Source organism: Acinetobacter sp. NIPH 817, from assembly GCF_000368405.1.
GTDB lineage: Bacteria > Pseudomonadota > Gammaproteobacteria > Pseudomonadales > Moraxellaceae > Acinetobacter.
In genome coordinates this window covers 400,177-423,584 of sequence record NZ_KB849419.1, presented here as the reverse complement: position 1 = coordinate 423,584, position 23,408 = coordinate 400,177, and the positions used below count along the sequence as shown (strand labels likewise).

Below are 23,408 nucleotides of genomic sequence, written 5' to 3'. Positions count from 1 at the left end.
GGACGTATCTCATACGTCCTTTTTTATTTTTAAAATTTAACTACAGAAATTAAAGGACTTTATTATTGTTATAATATAACATTTGCTCAATTTAATGATGAGCAGTTTTCCCATTTTTGGCGAAGATAGAGCATATTTATGAAACGTTATTTAGGTTTAATTTTATTATCTCTTACAGCGTGTAGTACTCAAACACCCAAGCCAACAGATTCTAAGCATTTTCACTCTTTGCCTCAGCCTTCTAAAACAGTGGTCAGAATAAAGCAGCAACCTGAAGATTATGTGGCTTGGATCGCAACCGCAGATCACGGACAGTCTGTACAAGCCTATAAGCAATTTCTTAAGCAAAAAGGGCTTGCCAATTTAGTTCCAGACTATGAGTTATTACGCTCGGCTCGCGATTGGCAAAAATGTGGAGTTGAACCCTATGCGGTGCCACCAAGAGAGATTTGGTCCAATATCGTTCCGACGCTTAGCATTTTAAAAGCATTAGTTGACGATGGTGTAATTAACGATTTTGAAGTGACCTCGGCCTATCGAGCTTTATCTTTAAATCGCTGTGCGGGTGGCGCAGATGCTTCTCGACATGTCTTTAATGCAGCGCTTGATTTTCGAATTGGACCAGAACAGCCTACCGATTTAGACCAGTTCAATATTCAACAAACCAAAACTAAACTTTGTCAGTTCTGGGAAACCAAGGGCCAAGCACTTAATATGGGGCTGGGTGTTTATGCTTCGGGACAAATCCATATTGATAGCCAAGGATTCCGTTCATGGGGACCTGACCATCACTATAGAACCTCGATTTGTCAGTAATTATAAAAGCAATTTTTTCAAAGACTAAGTGAATGGGCTTAAATAAAACTGGAATAAAAACTTGATCAATAGTTATGTTATAACATAACATTATTGTGGTTTAGAAATAGATTACGCCTGTGATCTGGCCATATTTAAATGGTCAGCCATGATCAGTTTAAATATTATTCAAAGAGATCAAGCCATGCGCACTGCAATCGCCAACTCATTTGCCAAGCTTCCTGTCACTGTTTTATCTGGCTTTTTGGGTGCAGGAAAGACCACATTACTCAACCATATTTTAAATAATCGTGAAGGCCGCCGTATTGCCGTGATTGTTAATGATATGTCTGAGGTGAATATTGACGCGGCATTAGTACGCGAAGGTGGGGCGGAGCTTTCAAGAACAGATGAAAAGCTGGTGGAAATGAGTAATGGCTGTATTTGTTGCACGTTACGAGAAGATTTATTGGTTGAGGTTAAACGTTTAGCCGATGAAGGACGCTTTGATCAATTGGTGATTGAGTCAACTGGCATTTCTGAACCCCTGCCTGTTGCAGAAACTTTTACTTTTGAAGATGAAGATGGAAACTCTCTCAATGAATTTGCTCGACTCGACACCATGGTCACAGTAGTCGATGCTTTTAACTTTCTTAAAGATTACGGTTCAATCGACTCCCTGCAAGAACGTGGCGAGTCGCTAGGTGAAGAAGATGAGCGAACCGTGGTCGACCTTCTTATTGATCAGATCGAGTTTTGTGATGTGATTATGCTGAATAAAATTGACCTGATTGAGCAGTCTCAGCAAGACCAACTCATCGCGATTTTAAAAACTCTAAACCCGCGTGCTCGAATTGAAATTGCTCAATTTGGAAAGATCGCTTTAGATAAAATTTTAAATACACAGCTATTCGATTTTGATGAAGCTGCACAAGCGCCAGGCTGGTTAAAAGAATTACGTGGTGAGCATACGCCAGAGACTGAAGAGTATGGCATTAGTAGCTTTGTTTACCGCGCACGCCGACCTTTCCATCCCGAGCGTTTTTATGATCTTGTACAAGCTGAATGGCCAGGTGTCGTCCGTTCTAAAGGCTTTTTCTGGTTGGCTGCTGAACCGACATTGGCTTATTCATGGTCACAAGCGGGTGCGATGGCACGGCATGGCTTAGCAGGTTATTGGTGGGCCGCCGTTGCAGAAGAAGACTGGCCGAGTGACTTAGACAGCATCGAACAAATTAAAAAGGTTTGGGACGCTCAAACAGGTGATGCGCGTCAGGAGCTGGTTTTAATTGGTATGCAAATGGATGAGCAAGCTTTAATAGAGCGCTTAGACCGTTGTTTATTAAGTGATAAAGAAATGGCTTTAGGACCACAAGCTTGGCAGAACTGGCCTAATCCTTTTAAACAAGAAGATGAAACCATGTTGATTGCTTAATTAAAAAAGCCCCTATTTTAAAGGGGCTTTTTTTATGATTTGTCTTTAATGAAAATCTTTCGAATGTAGCTGTTAAGCGGTGTGGAATAATATTTCTCAATTGCTGCGCTGATAATAAAGGTTAGAACCAAATAGCCAATTAAAAGCATAATTTTGATGCTAGCGTCGGTTTGAGCCGGAACAAAAGCAACCTTCATAAGGCCCAGCACAACCAGATGAAACAAATAAGTTTCATAACTTCTTTGCCCTAACCAGACCATGATTTTTGTAAATAGACTCTGTGCTTGCGTTTCGGAAGGATGCTGAAAACACAAAATGAGTAAGCCTGTGGCAAAAGCAAATAAGCTGATACCCCATGTACTCACTTCTTTAATTGGTGCATATAAATAAAGAGCGACCATGCCCAAAATAATCAACCACGAAAGAGGTTTTTTATAAGTCCAGTCTGGTCGATATGTATGAGAAAAAATGGCAGTTAAACAGCCAATCGCTATACCATCAAAACTCGAAAAATAATGATATAAATAGGCGCCGCTTTCTTCTCCAAAATGTAGAGATCTAAAATAAGGCCCATATAAAATTACTCCAATCAGTACAGCAATAAAGAGCTTATTACTACGCGTGAGCAGGCACAATAATGGAAAAACAAAGTAAAAAACTTCTTCTACAGAGAGCGACCACAACACGCCTAAAGCATAGTTTACCCAACCGAATTTAATAATCAGGATATTCATCCAGAAGGTTAAAGCTGCAAAAATTGTTAGGGGATAGGAAACCTCAATACCATTTGGTGCTTGGTTCATAAAGGGTTTTAAGTCAAACGAACCGAGTATGCTTACACCTAAAATGAGTAAAACCAGACACGGTAAAATACGGGCTGCCCGTCGGATATAAAAATGTTTGAGGTTAATTGCGGAAAATTGTTTGTCTCTTTTTAAGGTGTGATGGGTAATTAAAAAACCCGAAATTACAAAAAACATGGTGACGCCAAAATTTCCGTTTCTTGCGATGACTGTGCTAAATGCTTCACCTAAGAAATCAAAACCTAACCATGTATCTTTAAGTTTATAGGGAATATTAAAATGATGTAAAAGAACCAAAAGGATAGACATTCCTCGAAGAATATCTATTTTATAATTACGCATTCGATGTGCTTCCAGTTTTATTAATATACTGTGTGGCAGAAGAATACTATCGATCAGTTATTTTAAATAAAAATTTTAAGCAGCATTTCGTAAACCAGAAAAGACGATACTTTTTACATCCTTGAATTGAGCTAAGGCATAGCAGAAATAATTATTAAATAAATATTGATAAAGCCTTTATATATTTGAATTTCTCTACATAAAACTTTAAATTAGCTCTTATCGAGCTATGTTTATTTTTTAAACTTTTTAAAATCTATTTAATTCATAAATTAACATGTTGTATGTGGTTGTATATACATAGCATGTCAACTAAAATACCTTTTTGCCTGCCGCCTTTTTGAGTATTTGTTATGCCCAGAACATCAAAACAAGAACATGCTGAGCTTTCGATTGAAGCTGATAGTCCAGTTCCTTTATATCAACGCGTAAAACAGCTGATTTCACAAAAAATTTATGAAGGTACTTGGGCTGTAAATAAAAAAATTCCTTCGGAAAGTGAACTGGTTAATCAACTCGGTTGTAGCCGTATGACGGTAAACCGTGCGCTACGTGAGTTAACGACTGAGGGTTTACTCGTTCGAATTCAGGGCGTTGGTTCGTTCGTAGCTGAAGGGCAAGGCCGAACTGCACTTTTTCAGATTAATAATATTGCCGATGAGATTATTGCACGAAACCATAAGCACCACGCTGAAGTTTTAGTCTTAGAACAAATTTATGCAAATGCAGAGCAAAGCGTGTTAATGCAAACTCGCGAAGGGCAAAGATTATTTCACTCGATTATTGTGCATTATGAAAATGATGTACCTGTTCAGGTCGAAGATCGTTTAGTCGACGCAGCGCTCATTCCAGATTATTTACAACAAGACTTTAAAACCATTACCCCAAATGCTTACCTCATGGCAAAAGCACCTGTCTCAGAAGGTGAGCACATTGTCGAGGCAGTTTTAGCATCACCGCAAGAGTGTAAATGGTTGAAGATTACTAAAGCTGAACCATGTTTACTGATCCGTCGCCGTACATGGTCAAACAAGCAATTGATTTCAAGTGCACGTTTGATTTATCCGGGTAGCCGCTATTATCTCGAAGGGAAATTTAACCCATGATTGAGTTGATCAGGGCAGATCAATATACAAAAATGCTTTGGAAAAATGGTGCTGGCTTTACTTTAGAAATTGCTCGAAGCCAAGGTGAAACTGATTTCGATTGGCGTATTTCGATGGCAGATGTGACCACTTCTGGTCCATTTTCGCTATTTCCCAATAAGCAACGCATTATTAGCGTTCTTGATGGACAGGGTATGGTATTACATGTCGATGATCTTCCTGCCAAAACGCTAAACCAAGGCGATATTTTTGCTTTTCATGGTGAGAGTCAGGTTCAAAGTGAACTGATAGACGGTGCAATTCGAGATTTAAATTTAATTTATGATCCTGCAAAGTTTCATGCCCGTTTTCAGTGGTTGAATGATGTGGTGGAGCAGGTATTTATTAGCTCGGCAGACCTGATTTTTATTTTTAATCAGGGTGGTGAAACACAAGTAAAGGTGGATGATCATTCCGTTCAGCTTGCTACTCAAGAGACGCTAAAAATTGAGAGAAATGCTGGCGTTACATCAATCAGTTTTCTAAAAAAACATCTTAAAAGTTGCTATGTCATTGAGTTAATTCAACGATAAAAAGACATTATTTACGACTTAAAAAGCACATGTCGATTTAAAAGATATGTGCTTTTTTTATGCCTAATATAAAAATAAATTAATTTAATTCATAAGCTTATTCAATTTTTTTAAAAAAATATGAGTAACCCTCTTCACGCCGTAAAATATTTGTGTAGTATATGGATGTATATACAAGTTAATACATTACTATACAAATGCAGAAACAAGTGATGTTCTGCTGATGTAAGCTCAAAGGAAGGAGTCCGCCTGTGACAACAATGACAACAAAATTTCGTGATGTAGAAATTCGTGCGCCACGCGGCACTGAATTGACGGCTAAAAGTTGGTTAACTGAAGCTCCATTACGTATGTTGATGAATAACCTTGATCCGGACGTTGCAGAAAACCCGAAAGAGTTGGTTGTATACGGTGGTATTGGCCGTGCAGCACGAAACTGGGAATGTTTCGACAAAATTGTAGATACTCTAAAAAATCTTGAAACTGACGAAACTTTATTAGTTCAATCAGGCAAGCCAGTTGGTGTATTTAAAACTCATAAAGATGCACCACGCGTTTTAATTGCAAACTCAAACCTTGTACCGCACTGGGCAAACTGGGAACACTTTAACGAGTTAGATGCAAAAGCTTTGGCAATGTACGGTCAAATGACAGCAGGTTCTTGGATCTACATCGGTAGCCAAGGCATTGTGCAAGGTACTTACGAAACTTTCGTTGAAGCAGGCCGCCAACATTACAACGGTGACTTAAACGGTCGTTGGGTTCTTACTGCTGGTTTAGGCGGTATGGGTGGTGCTCAGCCTTTAGCTGCAACACTTGCTGGTGCGTGTTCTTTAAACATTGAATGCCAACAAGCAAGTATCGATTTCCGTTTACGTACCCGTTATGTAGATGAACAAGCAACTGATTTAGATGATGCTTTAGCGCGTATTGATCGTTATACAAAAGAAGGTAAGGTCATTTCAATTGCACTTCATGGCAATGCTGCAGAAATTTTACCTGAGCTTGTTCGCCGTGGTGTACGTCCTGACATGGTAACCGACCAAACAAGTGCACACGATCCACTCAATGGCTACCTACCAGTAGGCTGGACTTGGGATGAATACCGTGAGCGCGCGAAAACTGAACCAGAAGCTGTTGTAAAAGCTGCAAAACAGTCGATGGCAAAACACGTACAAGCGATGCTCGATTTCCAAAAAATGGGTGTTCCAACATTTGACTATGGTAATAACATCCGTCAAATGGCGAAAGAAGAAGGCGTAGAAAACGCTTTTGATTTCCCTGGTTTCGTACCTGCATATATCCGTCCATTGTTCTGCCGTGGTATTGGTCCATTCCGTTGGGCAGCGCTTTCTGGTGACCCAGAAGATATTTATAAAACAGATGCCAAAGTTAAAGAGTTAATTCCTGATGATGAACATTTACATCACTGGTTAGACATGGCACGTGAACGCATTAGCTTCCAAGGCTTACCAGCGCGTATTTGTTGGGTTGGTCTAGGCTTACGTGCAAAACTTGGTTTGGCATTTAACGAAATGGTTCGTAGCGGTGAATTATCAGCTCCAGTTGTGATTGGTCGTGACCACTTAGACTCAGGTTCGGTTGCAAGTCCAAACCGTGAAACTGAAGCAATGCAAGACGGCTCAGACGCAGTATCAGACTGGCCTTTATTAAATGCATTGTTAAATACAGCAGGCGGCGCAACTTGGGTATCTCTACACCATGGTGGCGGTGTAGGTATGGGCTTCTCTCAACACTCTGGCGTTGTGATTGTGTGTGACGGTACAGATGAAGCTGCTGCACGTATTGCTCGTGTACTGACCAATGACCCTGCAACAGGTGTTATGCGTCATGCCGATGCCGGTTATGAAATTGCGATTAACTGTGCGAAAGAGCAAGGCTTAAACTTGCCAATGATCACGCAATAAAAATACATGGAAGAACTGGCGGTGCTTTTTGCAATTGTGAAAAGCACTGTCTCAGCAGAATATAGTGCAAAAAATTAGGAAGCCAACATGGAATTACTGATCCAACCGGGAAAATTAACCTTAGCTGATTTACGTCAAGCTTACCTCAACCCGATTAAAGTTAAATTAGATGAAAGTGCTTCAGCTGCAATCAACGCAAGCGTGGCTTGTGTAGAACAGATTGTAAATGAAGGGCGTACAGCTTACGGCATTAACACAGGTTTTGGTTTACTTGCTTCAACCAAGATTGCTCCTGAAGATTTAGAACAATTACAGCGTTCGTTAGTTCTTTCGCATGCGGCAGGTGTAGGTGAAGCACTTGATGATGCAATGGTTCGTTTAATTATTCTATTGAAAGCAAATAGCTTGGCACGTGGCTTCTCAGGTATTCGCCGTAAAGTGATTGATGCTTTGTTGGCTTTAATTAATGCTGAAGTTTATCCGCACATTCCTCTTAAAGGTTCAGTAGGCGCTTCAGGTGACTTAGCACCACTTGCACATATGTCCTTGATTTTACTTGGTGAAAGTAAAGCTCGCTACAAAGGTGAATGGTTACCAGCAGTTGAAGCTTTAAAAATTGCAGGTTTAGAGCCAATTTCTTTAGCTGCTAAAGAAGGCTTGGCACTTCTAAATGGTACACAAGTTTCGACCGCTTATGCTTTACGTGGTTTGTTTGAGGCTGAAGATTTATTTGCTGCTGCGACAGTTTGTGGTGGCTTAAGTGTTGAAGCAATGCTAGGTTCACGCTCACCGTTTGATGCCCGTATTCATGAAGTACGTGGCCAACGTGGTCAAATTGATGTGGCGGCGGCTTATCGTGACTTATTGACGGATTCGAGTGAAATTGCACATTCACACGAAGACTGTAGCAAAGTTCAAGATCCGTATTCTTTACGTTGCCAACCACAGGTGATGGGCGCATGTCTAACCCAAATCCGTCAGGCTGCTGAAGTTTTAGAAATTGAAGCAAATGCGGTATCTGATAACCCACTTGTTTTTGCAGAACAAGGTGATGTGATTTCTGGTGGTAACTTCCATGCAGAACCTGTAGCAATGGCGGCAGATAATTTAGCATTGGCAATCGCAGAAATTGGTTCACTTTCAGAACGTCGTATTTCGATGATGATGGACCGTCACATGTCACAGCTTCCACCGTTCTTGGTTGCAAATGGTGGTGTTAACTCAGGTTTCATGATTGCTCAAGTGACAGCAGCAGCTCTTGCGAGTGATAACAAAGCACTTGCACATCCGGCGAGTGTTGATAGTTTGCCAACTTCAGCGAATCAGGAAGACCACGTATCAATGGCTCCGAATGCAGGTAAACGTCTTTGGTATATGGCTGATAACGTCCGTGGCATTTTAGCTGTCGAATGGTTAGGCGCTTGTCAGGGTCTAGACTTCCGTGAAGGCTTAAAAAGCTCGCCTAAACTTGAACAAGCTCGTAAAATCTTGCGCGATCAAGTTCCTTACTACAGTGAAGACCGTTTCTTTGCTCCTGATATTGAACAAGCAAGTGAATTACTTTCGAGTGGCTGTTTAAACGAGTTACTTATTCCAAAACTACTCCCTAGTTTATCTGAAGTGTGATTGATAAAACGGTCACATGGAGTGGCCGAATCTAACTAAATTTCCTCAAGGATTGGAGATTATAATGTCACAAAACTCCACACTACAGCGGGGATTGAACACCCGCCATATTCGTTTCTTGGCATTGGGCTCAGCAATTGGAACTGGGCTTTTCTATGGTTCGGCTACCGCCATTAAAATGGCGGGGCCTTCAGTATTATTGGCGTATATCGTTGCAGGGATTGCAATTTATATCGTTATGCGCGCACTGGGTGAAATGGCTGTCCATAACCCAGTATCCGGTTCATTTAGCCACTATGCATCACAATACATCAGTCCACTGGCAGGTTTTACTACGGGTTGGACGTATGTTTTTGAAATGGTGATTGTCGCGATTGCCGATGTCACCGCTTTTGGTATTTATATGGGGTTCTGGTATCCCGATGTACCACGGTGGATCTGGATTTTATCTCTGATTATGTTCTTGGGTGCCATTAACTTAATTCACGTTAAAGTCTTTGGTGAACTCGAATTCTGGCTTTCCATCATTAAAGTTAGTGCCATTGTTGCCATGATTTTAGGTGGAATAGGCTTAATGTTTTATGGCTTCCACGCTGACCATAGCAGTGTGGTACCGGGTATTCAAAACTTATGGATTTATGATGGCTTTATGCCGCATGGCATTGCAGGCTTAGTTGCATGTTTATCTGTGGTTGTATTTGCTTTCGGTGGTATCGAAATTATCGGTTTAACTGCTGGCGAATCACAAGACCCTAAAACCACTTTGCCAAAAGCAATTAATGCTGTTCCAGTACGTATTTTACTTTTCTATGTACTGACCATTTTTGTTTTGATGTCGATTTTCCCATGGAATCAAATTGGTAGCCAAGGTAGCCCATTCGTACAAATTTTTGAAAATTTAGGCATTAAATCTGCCGCGAATATTCTAAATATTGTTGTGGTGACTGCTGCAATTTCAGCAATTAATAGTGATGTATTTGGTGCTGGCCGTATGCTTTACGGTATGGCAAACCGTGGTCAAGCACCTCGAATCTTCCAAAAGTTATCGCGTAATGGTGTGCCTTGGATGACTGTTGTGGTTATGGCTGGTGTGCTGTTAATTGGTGTGGTGTTGAACTACCTAATTCCTGAAAATGTATTCATGATCATTGCATCAATTGCCACTTTTGCAACGGTTTGGGTATGGCTCATGATTTTGCTTTCGCAAGTTGCGATGCGCCGTAAATTATCTACTGCTGAAATTAAAGCACTTGATTTCCCTGTATGGGGTTGGCCAGTTGCACCTGCGTTCGCGATTGGTTTCATGGTGTTTATTTTAGTGATGATGGGTTATTTCCCTGATTCACGTCCTGCAATTTATGTCGGAATAGCATGGCTTGCACTCTTAACTATTGCTTATCGCATATGGGTAAAACCACAGCAAAACTTGGGAAAGGAAAGTAATCCTATCCAGCAAAATGTTGAGATAGAAAGCTAACAAATGAACTGCCCAATGGTTTCACTATTGGGCAGTTTTGAGGAAAGGCTCATGAAAAAACTTTGGCAGAATTGCCACATTGCGACCATGCAAAATGGGCAATACTCCTACATTGAAGATGCTGCAATTGTCACAGAAGGGCATCTCATTCAGTGGATTGGAAAACAACAACAACTTCCTGCCGACACATATTCCGAAACAGTTGATTTAAAAGGCGCTTGGGTAACCCCAGGGTTCATTGACTGTCATACGCATAGTGTATTTGGTGGCAACCGTAGTGTTGAGTTTGAAAAACGCTTGCAAGGTGTAAGTTATGCTGAAATTGCAGCAAGTGGTGGCGGTATTGCCAGTACAGTACGCGCAACCCGAGAAGCCAGCGAAGAACAACTATTAAATTCAGCACTTAAACGTATTCGCTGTATGCAACAAGATGGTGTAACCACTATCGAAATTAAGTCTGGCTACGGACTCAATTACGAAAATGAACGCAAAATGCTGCGTGTGATCCGTCAAATTGGTGAAAAATTACCAATGACGGTCAAAAGCACATGTTTAGCTGCACATGCTTTACCACCAGAGTACAAAGACCAAAGCGATGCTTATATTGAGCATATCTGTACGGAAATGCTGCCTAAACTGCATGCTGAAGGTTTAGTCGATGCAGTTGATGCATTCTGCGAGCATTTAGCATTTTCACCTGCTCAGGTTGAGCGTGTTTTTAAAACAGCACAATCATTGGGTCTACCTGTTAAGCTTCATGCTGAACAGCTTTCATCACTCGGCGGTTCAAGCTTGGCAGCACGTTATCATGCTTTGTCGGCTGACCATTTAGAGTACATGACCGAAGATGATGTCAAAGCAATGGCAGAGTCGGGTACGGTTGCTGTGTTACTACCGGGCGCCTTTTATCTATTACGTGAAACACAATATCCACCGATTGAAAGCCTCATTAAACATGGCGTGCGTATTGCGTTGTCGAGTGATTTAAATCCGGGCACATCTCCAGCACTTTCTGTACGTTTAATGCTGAATATGGGCAGTACGTTATTCCGTTTAACGCCTGAGCAAGCATTAGCAGGTGTCACCATTCATGCTGCACAAGCGCTCGGTTTAGAACAAACGCACGGCAGTTTGGAGCAGGGTAAAGTCGCTGACTTTGTGGCTTGGGATATTGAGCATCCATCTGAAATTGTTTACTGGCTGGGCGGAGATTTGCCGAAGCGAGTCGTTCAGCATGGACAAGAAGTTATTTTTTTAAACGGTGTCACATGAATCACACATTTAAATGGCAAGGTCGCCATGATGGCGAGGGTGAAGCACACCAACGTATTCACCATATTATGAATAAAACCCAACATGCTGAATTTGCGTTGATTGGTTTTAGCTCTGATGAAGGCGTGAAACGTAATAAAGGCCGAGTCGGTGCTGCCGATGCGCCAGATGCAATCCGTAATCAGCTTGCCAATTTACCTATTCATCGTCCAGTCAGTATTGTCGATTTGGGTACAGTGACCTGCGAATATGACAATTTAGAGCAAGCCCAAACCGAGTTGGCTGAGCAAGTCGCAACTAGCCTACAAAATGGTTTAAAACCGATTGTATTGGGCGGTGGACATGAAGTTGCGTTTGGCAGCTTTAGCGGTCTGTTCCAATATGTACAAACTCACGCGCCAGATAAAAAAATAGGCATTATTAATTTCGATGCCCATTTCGATTTGCGTGAAGCGGAGCATGCCACCTCTGGAACACCTTTTTTACAAGCAGCGCGACTTTCAGAACAGCATCAAAAACAATTTAATTATTTATGTATTGGGGTCGCTAACCACGCCAATACTAAAGTTTTGTTTGATACAGCCGATGCGCTGAATTGTTCATATTTACGTGATCATGAGGTTAATATTTTTAACCTAAACAATGTGCTCGCGGCAGTTGATGCTTTTATTGAAAAAGTAGACTATTTGTACGTTACGATTGATTTAGATGTCTTCGCAGCTGCGGTTGCACCCGGAGTCAGTGCACCAGCTGTAAAAGGAATTGATTTAGCCACTTTTGAAGCAATTTTTAAGCATATTCAAGAGACTGGAAAAATCAAACTTTTAGATATTGCCGAGTGCAATCCAAAATTTGATTTAGACAATAGAACAGCAAAACTGGCTGCGTATATTGTTTATCAATATTTGTTTTCTTGAGAAACAATTTTTAATGTAGAAATAAAAAAGTGCACTGAGATCGCTCATGTGCTCTTTTTTTGACTTTTTGGTAAATTAAAGTCAGATTCGGAATAAAGATAGCAACTATAAATAATTTAATTAAAAAGAAAATTAATTTATAAAATCATTGAGTTAAAAAATACTCGATTTTTACACCATTTTATAGGCTGCTTGGCACGTAATTTGTTTTGTCTATATTTTAAACTTCGTTAAATATTTCTGGATAATTAAATGAAAAACAGAACCTTACATTTTGCTTGTATCAGTGTTTTATTTTGGATGTCTCATTCTTCTGATGCTGCAAGCCCCGAAATAAATACAAATACCATCGAAAAATCACAATCTAAACAAAACAGTGATGTCTCTGTTCGGGTGAAAGCTTTAAACCAGCTTTTACAAGAACAGTGGGAATACACTTTGAAAAATAATCCTGAAACTGCAACGACATTAGGCGATTTACGCTATAACAATCGTTGGACCGAGGTTTCAAAAAATCAGATCGAGAAAGATAAAAAAACGACTCAAAATTTTTTAAAACGTCTTGAAGCAATTGATAGCACAGGATTTTCAGCAACTGATCAATTAAATAAAGACTTAATGATTTATCAGTTGAAAGAGACTCTTAAAAGTTATGATTTGAAACTCTATGAGATGCCTTTCAATCAAATGTGGGGACTGCATTTACAATTTCCGGGATTCATTAGTTCGATTCCATTTAATAATGCTAAACAATATCAAGACTATATTGCTCGTTTAAAACAAATCCCTCTTATTCTTGATCAAGGGATTGAGTTAGCAAAACAAGGACAAAAAGATGGTTTGATACCACCGAAATATTTACTTGAAAAAGTGGCAAAGCAGATTGATAGCATTGCAACTCCAGCAGGGAAAGACAGTGTGTTTGCTTCGCCATTAAAGCAATTTCCAAAAAACATTTCGAAAGCAGAACAAGAGCGTTTAAGCCGTGAAATACTACAGGCCATAGATCAGAATGTTCGCCCTGCTTATCAAAAACTCGGCACGTTTATTCAGAAAGATTACTTACCCTATGGACGACAACACGTGGGTATCTGGAGCTTGCCAAACGGTGACGAGCTCTATCGTTTTTATGTAGAAGATAATACGACAACCTCTGAAAGCCCTGAAAATATTCATCAGCTTGGGTTAAAAGAAGTTGCTCGTATAGAAGCGGAAATGCTGAAAATTGCCAAAGCACAAGGTTTCAACGACTTAAAAAGTTTCCAACAATCCTTAAAAACAAACCCTACGGTTTTCCCCAAATCTCGTGAAGAAATTTTAGAGATTTATCGCGGATATATTGCCCAAATGCAACCAGAATTACCGAAGCTATTTGGTTTATTACCCAAAAATAAAGTCGAAGTTTTGCCTGTAGAGCAATATCGAGAAAAAGAAGCGGCAGGTGCGGAGTATCACCAAGGCACGCCTGATGGTTCACGTCCCGGACAGGTGTATGTAAATACTGGCGACTTCTCTGAACGTTCAAAAATATCAATGGAAGCGACCGCTTACCATGAGGCAATTCCCGGGCACCATATGCAGATTGATATTGCCCAAAACCTACCAAATTTGCCGATGTTTCGAAAGCAACCCAACCACACCGCCTACATTGAAGGATGGGCACTTTACGCAGAGCAATTGGGTAAAGATGTTGGTTTCTATAAAGACCCGCTTTCAGATTATGGACGACTCTCGAGCGAGTTGTTCCGTGCTTGTCGGTTAGTGGTTGATACGGGCGTGCATTATAAAAAGTGGACCCGTCAGCAAATGATTGATTTTATGCGTGAACACTCAGCTTTAGATGAACCTGATATTCAGGCAGAGGCAGATCGCTATATTGCTATTCCTGCCCAAGCATTGGCTTATAAGATGGGGCAACTCAAAATTTTAGAGCTACGGGAGTTAGCAAAACATGAGCTTGGAGACCGCTTTGATATCAAAGCGTTCCATGACATGATCTTAAATGCAGGAACATTGCCATTAAATATTCTGGATGCACGTATTAAAAATTGGATTAAGGAACAAAAAGCGGCAGCTTAAAATAAATTCGAAATTTAGGTCAGGTCCTCGTTGGGCCTGATTTAAAAACCGATAGAAAACATAATATAATAATAAAAAATATATTTTCGAAATTAGAAATGGAAAAAAACCTAAAAGAATATCAGGCTATTATTTTTGATTTAGATGGTACCTTAGTCGACTCCTTTCATTTTTTTCTAAGCGTTTTAAATCAACTTTCCGCAAAGTATAAGTTTAAATCTGTAGGGCTACATGAAGTAGAGCAGTACAAACATCTTTCACCAAAAGAAATTATGAAAGAGATGAATGTTTCTAGGTGGAAACTGCCTTGGATTGCGAAAGATTTTATTCAGCTAATGAAAGAAAGAGATGAAGAAATTCATCTATTTGAAGGCATGCGGGACCACTTAATTGAACTGCATAAGCAAGGGTATACGCTCGCAATTATTACTTCAAACTCTAAAGAAAACTGTCAAAATGTACTTGGTAAAGAACTCTGTGAGCTTTTTAGCCATATTGATGGCGGCTCGTCTATATTTGGCAAAGCGAAGCGAATTAAGCGTGTTCTCAACATTTTGGATGTAAGTAAAAACCAAGCAATTTATGTCGGCGACCAAACCACGGATGGCGAAGCTGCACATGAAGCAGGTATTGATTTTGCTGCGGTAGGTTGGGGTTATACATCGGCTGAAAAATTAAAAACCATTCAGCCCAAAGTCGTGCTAACAGACTTGGCAACCATGAAAGAATTTTTCTAAATACATGAAATACAGGACCAACCATGAATAACAATAACAACCCGATTGGAATGATTGATTCAGGTTTAGGTGGGCTGTCTCTCTTTAAGCACATTCGTCAGGCTCTTCCGAATGAAGATATTATCTATTTTGCAGACTCGAAATATGTCCCTTATGGAGACAGGGAAAGTGACTGGATTGTTTCACGAACCACTCACTTAATCTCAAATCTTATAAATGACGGGAAGTGCAAAGCGATTGTGGTTGCTTGTAACACCATGACGGCTGTAGCAATTGAAACGATTAGAGCGCAAATTAATGTGCCACTTATTGCCATAGAACCCGCGGTAAAACCTGCTGTAGCCATCACACAAAGTAAGCATATTGCTGTTTTGGCAACCGCCACCACGGTGAAGGGAAAAAACTTAAAAAGTTTAATAGAAACGTATGCGCAAGATATTAAAGTCTCTTTGGTGCCTTGTATTGGCTTAGCCGAAAAAATTGAAACGGGTAAAGCACATACAGCGGAAGTTAAGGATTATTTAAAAAATATTTTGGCGCCGCTGGTCGAGCAAAAAGTTGATACGATTATTTTGGGATGCACACACTATCCATTTGTTTCAGCTACGATTCAAGAAATTGTTGGTCGTGATATCCAAATTATTGAGCCTTCGGAAGCAGTTACCGCACATTTAATGCGCCAATTAAATAGATATGATTTAAGTTCTGAAAGTCCAAATGAGGGAAATCATATTATTTGGACCAGTTCAGACCCGTTGGAAGTTGCAGACGTTAGTTTTTCTTTGTTAGGTAAGCATTTACCAGTAAAAGATATCGCAATATAAACTTCATCAGGATGGTAAGAGAGCTTTCTCTTACCATCTTATGTTCTAGCTCAAATTAAGCTTATTTCAATTCCCAGCGCTGTTTTGGGTCATTAGATCGTTGACTAATACCTACCGATGAACCCCAGAGATGCGTTAGTACAGCATCTGGTTGGCCTTCTACAAAGATATAACCATCTTCAAATGCCCAGTTAGTTTGGTACTGGCGACCCGCGCCTTGCAAGAAAACATTGCCACTATGCCAATTAACTGGTTTTATTTCTTTACCATTGGTACTGTTTAACGCTGTTTGCAATTGTTCAAAAGACTCATTTGATTTTAAGCTGACTTTTAAAATCTTTTTGACCGTATCCATATTTTTTTCATTCGTATGTAAATCTAGTGCTTTTCTAAGCTCTAGAAGGACTTTTACGGCTTCTTTTTTGAGGTCTTGAGTATTTTCATATTCTTTATATGCTTTTCCATGAAGCTCCGCCATGCTCTCTTTCTTCATATTTTTGAGTAGAGCATCGATATTGTCATGGCGTAAATGCAATCGGAACTCTGATCTTGTAGTCCAATCTTTTTGATCCAAGACATCTAATTGTACAGAGGCAAGAATGATCTTATAGATTTGTTCATTCTGCTGAGCGAAAGGATTTTCAGACAAACCTTTAAGTTCAGGAATATCTAAAAAGAGCCAAGGAGAGGCAGCATATTCATAGAACTTTTGTTCGATGCGACGAATTGACTCATGAGCGAGTACAGCATTTAAATATTCGTTCAGCTTAGTCTCATCGAGTTTACCAACAAGTTCCGATTTAATCGTTTCTTCGCCGTTACTATAAATAAATGTCTGTAATAAATGAACAATATCAAGACAATCACTGGTTTTTAAGTGGGCGATTGTTTCTTCATCTTGCTTTGGTAAAAGACTAAGGAAATGCTCTAAGTCTTTATCAAATAATTTATATGCAATCGCATCTGTTTCAACATGAGCACCGAGCACCCAACTAGAACGGATATCTTTAACTTTGTTATAAAGCTTATTTTCTCGACCACTGCGATAGTCTTGGCTGTCAAAATACCAAAGCTCTTCGTCTATGTTTTTAACCTTGTCATGTACCGTAAAGAGTCGGTCATTTGTATGAGAATAGGCTAACTGACCCGTTTCACCACGTGCAGTTACAGCATCTTGTAAGCCATGGGTTTGTCCACCGTATGCGCTTGCGATACATGCACCTGTTTCTTTGTTAACGATTCTAAAGTTTCCGCCTGGAAATCCATTAGCCATGATGAGTTGCTCCTTATAATTAGAAAGTTTTTGTAGTAGTCGAAATTTATAGTTATTAGGCAAATTTCGAAGCGTGATTTATACCATAATTTTTCACATATAAATCCAAGTGTTTTTGTTGGTTTTTGTATATAACATATTGATTTAGTTGTATTTATTAGAATATCTTAAGAAGAAGATACCACTATTTTCTAAAGTTTCATGAACGTAATAAAAAAGTCCAGTATGTATTTCAAAGACATATCAGGCTTTTTAATAGATGAATTATCAAAACAAAGGTGACTTTCGTAACACGATATTTTTAAATTATTCTACAGTTACTGACTTAGCCAAGTTACATGATCGGGCAACATCTCTCTATATATTTATATAGACTGTTAAATTAGAATTAACGATTAATCTATTTTATTAACTAAATATATATAACCAAATTTTATATTTTAAATTTAATTTAAAGACATAAATATAATAAAGAGAATAATATTATTTAAACATTAATTAAATTATTATATTTAAACTTTTTCATTAAAATAAATTGACGTTCTTTATTATACCGATTATTATCTCGTTGCTGGCCTACATTGCCAGACGGTTTTGACAGACCGTAAGTCCCCATAGCGGATTATAGTTCTACTATAAGTCGTTAGACCCTTGCGTCCCCTTTCTTTGCGGTAGGACGGAAGGGGGACGCCCCGTGCGTGCTGGTCTCTATGGGCACCAGTCTGTCAACCCTCTTTCGTTCTGCCACCCTAATCAATTGACGGTGATTTGGTGGTAGGACTCCATTTTTAAGGAGTTGGCCATGCCACAATTTAAACTCATTTTCTCTCTCATTTAACTATTTTATTTATTTAAAATTTGGGTTTTCTATATCCTGATTTTTTAAATTTATAAATTATTTTTATTTTAAAATATAAATTATTTTATTTTCCTATTTTTATGGGAGGATTAACTATTATTTAAAAAATTATTTTAATATTTAAACGAATAATATTTTTATTTTATTTAAAGATATAAATAATCATGAGAATAATATGAAACTTCATAAATTTATATTGTTTTTAAACCTTGTGGTCGGTGCTTACGGTATTACAAATGATGATGCCAATGCTCAGCAGGAATTTAAAAGAATTTGCTTGTCAGGTGAACACATGCAAGCCAGTTGCAATTGTATTTGCCAACAGCTTGCGCAGGTGTATTCACCTCAAACCGTACAACGTTTAAAACACACCAGTTTGCAAAGTCCTGTTCTCCCACAGGACTTTGCCCCTAACTTGTTCAGCAGCATTCAACGCTGCGACAAAACTCAAATGGGCTAAGTTCGCTTAGCTCCTTTATCTCTGTGTCGCAATGATCTCTCAAACTTTAAATCAGCGCAAAAGTAAAAGTCCGTTGTGACACAGGGTCCTAGGGGAGTTCTCTACTATCAAACTAGATTTTCTTTCACGTAAAAGCGCTTTTGTAGCGATATGAACGCAATAAAAAAGCCCGATAGGCAATTAATGCATATCGGGCTTTCTAATCAACAGAAGCGATCTAGACCATGTATGGCATAGATAGCATGTCTGATTATTACTCTACAGTTACTGATTTCGCCAAGTTACGTGGCTGGTCAACGTCTGTACCACGTAATACAGCAACGTGATAAGACAATAACTGAACTGGTACGCTATAAACAATAGGAGCTAACCATTCATTTACTGCTGGAATATGTACAACGTGTTGACGATCTTTTTCATTCACTCCGCTATTTTCATCAGCGAAAACGAATAATTCACCACCACGTGCCTGAACTTCTTCCATATTTGATTTTAGCTTATCAAGCATTTCATCATTTGGAGCAAGAATCACGATTGGCATTTCATTATCAACAAGTGCCAATGGACCATGTTTTAACTCGCCAGCCGCATAACCTTCTGCGTGAATATATGAAATTTCTTTAAGCTTTAATGCGCCTTCTAATGCGATTGGATAATTCGTACCACGGCCTAAGAATAAGCAGTGATTTTTTTCAACGAATAATTCAGACAAACGCAAAATTTCTGGATCATGTTTAAGCGTATCAAGAATAACTTTCGGGCTGTGCCATAGTTCACGTGTAATTTCTTCAAGAAGAGCAGGGCTAATACGTTGTTTCACTTGACCAATTTTCAAGATTAACAACATAAGCGCAGCGAGCTGAGTCGTGAACGCTTTAGTTGAAGCAACACCAATTTCAGGACCAGCAAGAGTCAATAAGTGATGATCAGTTTCACGAACCATTGAAGACGTCGCAACGTTACAGATAGTCAAAGTCTGAATATCGATATTGTTTGCTTTCGCACGCTTTTGAGTTTCACGTAGTGCCGCTAAAGTATCAGCAGTTTCACCTGACTGTGAAATACAGATATAAAGTGTATTTTCAACAATTACAGGGGTGCGATAGCGGAATTCACTCGCGATTTCAACTTGGCAAGGCACGCCAATCAGTTGTTCAAACCAATATTTCGCAATCATTCCTGAGTGGTAACTTGTACCACAAGCAATGATTTGTACGCTTTGAATTTTGTTGAAATCTGCATCAGCATTTTTCAAGAAATCATCACGCAAGCTATTGCCATCAAGCGCTTGAGAAATAGTTTGCTTGATTGCTTCTGGTTGCTCATAAATTTCTTTGAGCATGTAGTGTTTGTATTCACCTTTTGATGCACTGCTTACGGTTGCATCAAGCTCTCTTACTGGACGTTCAACGCGTTCGCCATTTGCAAATACTTCAATTGAAGTACGTGTAAGACGTGCAATATCACCTTCTTCTAGGTACATAAAGCGGTTTGTCACTGGTAAAAGGGCAAGTTGGTCTGAACTAATAAAGTTTTCACCAATACCTACGCCAATCACTAAAGGTGAACCTTCACGTACAGTAATGAGTTCATCTGGATAATCGCTGTGGATAATACCTAGCGCGTAAGCACCTTTAAGCTGAGGTACAACAGTTTCAACAGCATCTAAAAGGCTATCTGTGCTTTTTAGAGCTTCAGCAACTAAGTGTGCAACAACTTCAGTATCTGTTTGAGAAGTAAAAACATAACCTAACGCTTGAAGGTCATCTTTTAGCTCTTGGTAGTTCTCAATGATGCCGTTATGTACAACAGCAACCTTACCAGACATGTGTGGGTGAGCATTATTTTCAGTTGGCTTACCATGGGTCGCCCAACGTGTATGCGCAATGCCGATAGCCCCTGTAAGTTGGTGTTCAGCAACAGCATCAGCAAGATTGATAACTTTACCTACACGGCGCTCACGTAAAATTTGTTGATTATTTAGTAAAGCAACACCCGCAGAATCATAACCACGGTATTCAAGACGTTTTAAACCTTCAATTAAAATCTCGGTTACACAACGCTCTGCAACGCCTCCGACGATACCACACATACTTCAATCCTCTTATTTTTTAACCTTTTGGGGACGTTGATAATTTGCTTTAGAAATTTGTTGCGCACGTTCAAAGGAGAGACTTTGTTCAGCTACATCTTTCGTAATCACAGAACCCGCACCAACTGTAGCGCCATTCCCAATGGTCACCGGGGCAACCAGCGAGCTATTAGAACCGATAAAAACGGCATCGCCAATAGTGGTTTTGTGTTTATTTGCACCGTCATAATTACAAGTAATAGTACCTGCCCCAATATTTGATTCAGCACCGATTTCTGCATCACCTAAATAGGTGAAATGATTAGCTTTACTACCGAGTCCAATCGTTGTGTTTTTAACTTCCACAAAGTTGCCAATATGCACTTCATTTGCCAATTTAGCCCCTGGGCGTAAACGTGCAAATGGTCCAATCTGAGCATTTTCACCAACAACTGCGCCATCAAAAACGCTATAGGCCTGAACTTTAGTGCCTGCTGCAATTTTGGTGTTCTTTAAAATACAGCCCGCGCCGATTTCTACAAAATCACCAAGCTCACATTCACCTTCAATAATAACATTGATGTCAATGCGAACGTCTTGTCCAACTTTTACAGAACCACGTAAATCAAAGCGTGCAGGGTCAAAGAACATTACACCTTGTTGCATTAGCTTTTTGACTTGCTCTTGTTGGAACTGGCGTTCTAAAGCTGCAAGTTGTAAGCGGTCATTAACACCTTCAACTTCAAAAGCAAGCTCTGGTTCAACAGAGGCAACTTCTAAGCCATCTGCAATTGCCATTGCAACGATGTCTGTTAGGTAATATTCGCCTTGCGCATTTTCATTTGAAAGTTTAGGCAACCACTCATGAAGTTTTGCGTTGCTAACACAGTAAATACCTGTATTGAACTCTTTAATTTGACGTTGTGCTTCGTTTGCATCTTTATGTTCAACAATGGCTTGAATTTTGCCATCTTGGCGCACAATACGGCCATAACCTGTTGCATCATCTACAGTGAGCGTAACTAAGCCAATTCCTGTCTGGGTCGATGCATCTAATAATTTTTGTAGCGTATTTGCATTAATACATGGCACATCGCCTGATAAAATCAGTGAAACACCTTCTTTAGGAAGTACAGGTAAGGTCATTTGTACTGCATGACCTGTACCAAGTTGTTCTGCTTGCTCAACCCATTGAACATTTTCTTGGGCAAATGTTTGTTGTACGCGGTCACCACCATGACCATAAATCGTAATAATATTTTTAGCTTGTAATTGTTTTGCTGTTTGAATGACATGCCCTAATAGTGGGCGACCTGCTAAAGGTTGTAATACTTTAGGAAGCTGAGAACGCATACGCGTTCCTTTGCCAGCAGCAAGAATAATGACAGTAGTTGACATGTATAACTCTAATGATTAAGTCAAATGGATAATAATTAGTGTACAAAGAGCAGCCCATACACCGGCAATAATATCGTCAAGCATAATACCAAAACCACCGTGTACTTGACGATCAATAACACGGATAGGCCAAGGTTTCCAAACATCGAAAATTCGAAATAATATAAAGCCTGCAATCACCCACATCCAATTCATTTGTTGTAAGTAAATGAGAGGAAGAAAGGTAATAGATTGCCCTGCAAATTCATCCCACACAATTCGACCATCATCGTGTACATTTATGACTTTTGCTGTTTGTCCACAAATATAAATCCCGACCAAAGACATGATAATTATCGCGATTAAGCTTAAGTTAAATCCAAGCGATAACCAGATCGGAACGAAGAGTAGGGCAAAAGCAGAGCCAAAAGTACCCGGGGCTTTAGGTGCGAGACCAGATCCGAAACCAACTCCACAGAAAACGATGCAGCGGTTGAACCAAGACATGTCTTTAAAATGAATCGGCGGCTTATGCAAAGTGTTGGTATCCATGAATTTGCAATGGGTAATCCGAACCCAAATGCTCAAAAGTTAGTTGTGTTTGCTCAACGATCTGTCCGATCATTGTAATCTTAATGTCTAGTTGTTTTTGCAAAAGTTTTTCATAATTTTGCGGTGTTATTGTAAAACATAATTCGTAGTCATCACCACCAGCTAGCGCATATTGCCAGCGCTGCTGTTCTGGTAGTTTCTCTAGCGTTGAATCAATCGGTAACTTTTCTAAAAATAATCGAGCACCGACTTTTGACGCTTTTAAAATATGACCTAAATCTTGTGCTAATCCATCAGAAATATCAATCATGCTAGAAGCAAGGCCCTTTAACAGTTGTCCAAGCTGACAACGTGGCGTCGGGTAGTCTAGTCTTTTTTGTAATGGATGACCTAGGTGCTGTAAACCATATGCTGCATCACCAACTTGACCGCTCACACAAACATAGTCACCAACTTTTGCACCTGAACGTAACACAGCTTGTCCAGCTTCAATCCAGCCCATAGCTGTCACAGTAATGGTCAGATGTGGACCTTGGGTCGTATCTCCACCAATGAGAGCAACGCCAAATTGATTACAGCAGTCATAGATACCCTGACTGAATCCTTCGAGCCATTCATGGTCAATGGTAGGGAGGCTTAACGCAAGTAAAATACTATGCGGTTTAGCACCCATGGCAGCAATATCTGAAAGATTAACAGCCACACTTTTCCAGCCAATTGCATGCGCTGAGGTATTCAGAGGAAAGTGACGACCAGCAACTAGCGTATCTGCACAGATCACCAATTGTTGATTTTGAGGAGGGGTGACTAAGGCTGAGTCATCTCCAATACCTAAGGTGACATCTGTATAAGATTGTCTGTTAAAGTATTGGTCAATAATAGAAAACTCAGCCATATCAACTT

The 23,408-nt window shown here is 39.7% G+C and carries 18 protein-coding genes and 1 pseudogene; 13 read left to right on the top strand and 6 right to left on the bottom strand.

Going from position 1 to position 23,408, the window contains the following annotated elements; all coding sequences use genetic code 11:
- Positions 1-138: 138 nt before the first annotated feature.
- Both F968_RS03335 and zigA read left to right on the top strand, forming a co-directional pair.
- Entirely contained in the window at positions 139-816 is a 678-nt protein-coding gene (locus F968_RS03335) for a D-Ala-D-Ala carboxypeptidase ZrlA (RefSeq protein WP_004790177.1), read from the top strand.
- A 148-nt stretch (positions 817-964) separates the two neighbouring features.
- Positions 965-2,230 (top strand): zinc metallochaperone GTPase ZigA, encoded by a 1,266-nt coding sequence (zigA, locus tag F968_RS03330; RefSeq protein WP_081399457.1) that lies wholly within the window; start codon positions 965-967, stop codon positions 2,228-2,230.
- A gap of 32 nt (positions 2,231-2,262) precedes the next feature.
- Here the strand turns inward: zigA and F968_RS03325 are convergent, their stop codons facing one another.
- Positions 2,263-3,375, bottom strand: coding sequence for an acyltransferase family protein (locus F968_RS03325; protein ID WP_004790172.1), 1,113 nt, complete (start codon positions 3,373-3,375; stop codon positions 2,263-2,265).
- 353 nt (positions 3,376-3,728) lie between these two features.
- Between F968_RS03325 and hutC the strand changes: the two genes are divergently transcribed.
- The 10 genes from hutC (at position 3,729) to murI (ending at position 15,913) form a co-directional block, all read left to right on the top strand.
- Positions 3,729-4,481 carry a histidine utilization repressor gene (hutC, locus tag F968_RS03320; protein ID WP_004790171.1) on the top strand — a complete coding sequence of 251 codons (753 nt, stop codon included), beginning with the start codon at positions 3,729-3,731 and terminating at the stop codon, positions 4,479-4,481.
- Positions 4,478-5,053, top strand: coding sequence for a HutD/Ves family protein (locus F968_RS03315; RefSeq protein ID WP_004790169.1), 576 nt, complete (start codon positions 4,478-4,480; stop codon positions 5,051-5,053). Before hutC ends, F968_RS03315 begins: the two co-directional genes overlap by 4 nt.
- 260 nt (positions 5,054-5,313) lie before the next feature.
- A complete protein-coding gene (gene hutU, locus F968_RS03310) occupies positions 5,314-6,981 on the top strand; it encodes a urocanate hydratase (protein ID WP_081399456.1) in 1,668 nt (555 codons plus the stop codon).
- Positions 6,982-7,068: 87 nt separating this feature from the next.
- Positions 7,069-8,607 (top strand): histidine ammonia-lyase, encoded by a 1,539-nt coding sequence (gene hutH, locus F968_RS03305; protein ID WP_004790166.1) that lies wholly within the window; start codon positions 7,069-7,071, stop codon positions 8,605-8,607.
- Positions 8,608-8,671: 64 nt separating this feature from the next.
- On the top strand, positions 8,672-10,084 hold the full coding sequence (locus F968_RS03300; RefSeq protein WP_004790163.1) for an amino acid permease: 1,413 nt from the start codon (positions 8,672-8,674) through the stop codon (positions 10,082-10,084).
- 51 nt (positions 10,085-10,135) lie between these two features.
- Positions 10,136-11,356 (top strand): imidazolonepropionase, encoded by a 1,221-nt coding sequence (gene hutI, locus F968_RS03295; protein WP_004790161.1) that lies wholly within the window; start codon positions 10,136-10,138, stop codon positions 11,354-11,356.
- Positions 11,353-12,273, top strand: coding sequence for a formimidoylglutamase (hutG, locus tag F968_RS03290; protein ID WP_004790160.1), 921 nt, complete (start codon positions 11,353-11,355; stop codon positions 12,271-12,273). The genes hutI and hutG overlap by 4 nt, the downstream gene beginning before the upstream one ends.
- A gap of 252 nt (positions 12,274-12,525) precedes the next feature.
- Positions 12,526-14,352 carry a DUF885 domain-containing protein gene (locus tag F968_RS03285; RefSeq protein ID WP_004790158.1) on the top strand — a complete coding sequence of 609 codons (1,827 nt, stop codon included), beginning with the start codon at positions 12,526-12,528 and terminating at the stop codon, positions 14,350-14,352.
- A 98-nt stretch (positions 14,353-14,450) separates the two neighbouring features.
- Complete coding sequence (locus tag F968_RS03280; RefSeq protein ID WP_004790157.1) at positions 14,451-15,089, top strand: HAD family hydrolase; 639 nt, start codon at positions 14,451-14,453, stop codon at positions 15,087-15,089.
- Between the two features lie 23 nt (positions 15,090-15,112).
- Positions 15,113-15,913, top strand: coding sequence for a glutamate racemase (gene murI, locus F968_RS03275; protein ID WP_004790155.1), 801 nt, complete (start codon positions 15,113-15,115; stop codon positions 15,911-15,913).
- A gap of 61 nt (positions 15,914-15,974) precedes the next feature.
- Here the strand turns inward: murI and F968_RS03270 are convergent, their stop codons facing one another.
- Entirely contained in the window at positions 15,975-17,186 is a 1,212-nt protein-coding gene (locus F968_RS03270) for a hypothetical protein (protein WP_004790153.1), read from the bottom strand.
- Positions 17,187-18,220: 1,034 nt separating this feature from the next.
- Between F968_RS03270 and F968_RS03265 the strand changes: the two are divergent.
- A pseudogene (locus F968_RS03265) lies at positions 18,221-18,515 on the top strand (hypothetical protein).
- A 243-nt stretch (positions 18,516-18,758) separates the two neighbouring features.
- Here F968_RS03265 and glmS read toward each other — a convergent pair.
- The 4 genes from glmS to thiL are packed head-to-tail and all read right to left on the bottom strand — an operon-like array spanning position 18,759 to position 23,400.
- On the bottom strand, positions 18,759-20,597 hold the full coding sequence (gene glmS / locus F968_RS03260) for a glutamine--fructose-6-phosphate transaminase (isomerizing) (RefSeq protein ID WP_004790149.1): 1,839 nt from the start codon (positions 20,595-20,597) through the stop codon (positions 18,759-18,761).
- Positions 20,598-20,609: 12 nt separating this feature from the next.
- Positions 20,610-21,974 (bottom strand): bifunctional UDP-N-acetylglucosamine diphosphorylase/glucosamine-1-phosphate N-acetyltransferase GlmU, encoded by a 1,365-nt coding sequence (glmU, locus tag F968_RS03255; protein WP_004790147.1) that lies wholly within the window; start codon positions 21,972-21,974, stop codon positions 20,610-20,612.
- A 15-nt stretch (positions 21,975-21,989) separates the two neighbouring features.
- On the bottom strand, positions 21,990-22,505 hold the full coding sequence (locus F968_RS03250) for a phosphatidylglycerophosphatase A family protein (RefSeq protein ID WP_004790146.1): 516 nt from the start codon (positions 22,503-22,505) through the stop codon (positions 21,990-21,992).
- Positions 22,483-23,400 (bottom strand): thiamine-phosphate kinase, encoded by a 918-nt coding sequence (gene thiL, locus F968_RS03245; RefSeq protein ID WP_004790143.1) that lies wholly within the window; start codon positions 23,398-23,400, stop codon positions 22,483-22,485. Before thiL ends, F968_RS03250 begins: the two co-directional genes overlap by 23 nt.
- Between the last annotated feature and the right edge of the window lie 8 nt (positions 23,401-23,408).